Origin of the sequence: Streptomyces sp. SID12501 (assembly GCF_010550245.1) — a bacterium.
In the GTDB taxonomy this organism is placed as follows: Bacteria; Actinomycetota; Actinomycetes; order Streptomycetales; family Streptomycetaceae; genus Streptomyces.
The window spans coordinates 1-422 of the sequence record NZ_JAAGLU010000777.1 but is presented as its reverse complement, the minus strand read 5'-3'; the positions used below and the strand labels follow the sequence as shown (position 1 = coordinate 422).

Annotated in this window: 1 protein-coding gene; it reads left to right on the top strand. The window is 68.7% G+C overall.

Features of this window, described 5'->3' with window-relative positions; genetic code table 11:
• On the top strand, positions 1 to 422 hold a 422-nt coding region (locus tag G3I71_RS48415), incomplete at both ends, for a hypothetical protein (RefSeq protein WP_203733207.1).

Genomic DNA, 422 nt, shown 5'->3' with positions numbered 1-422 from the left:
CGACCGCGGTCAAGCCGTTCACCGTCACCCCGAGCCAGTCGCTGCAGCCCGAGTACGAGTACTCGTTCGTGCAGTCCGAGAGCGACGTGCAGAGCCTCATCAGCGCCTCGCTCAAGGCGTCGTACAACCTCGAGGGCGTCACGGTGTCCGGCAGCACGTCGTACCTCGAGGAGATCGCGGTGTCCGACCTCGCCGTGACGCTCGTCGCGCGGGTCGCCGTGCAGGAGAGCCGCTACGCGCTCGCACCGTCCTACGAGCTCGCGCTCACGCCGGGCGAGGACTTCCGCACGAAGTACGGCGACTACTTCGTCGCCGGCTACCGCGGCGGCTCGTCGCTGTACGTCGTCTACCAGTGCCGGTTCACCAGCAGCGAGCAGCGCACCAAGTTCTCGGCCTCGCTCGCGGCCGACGTCCCGCAGGTG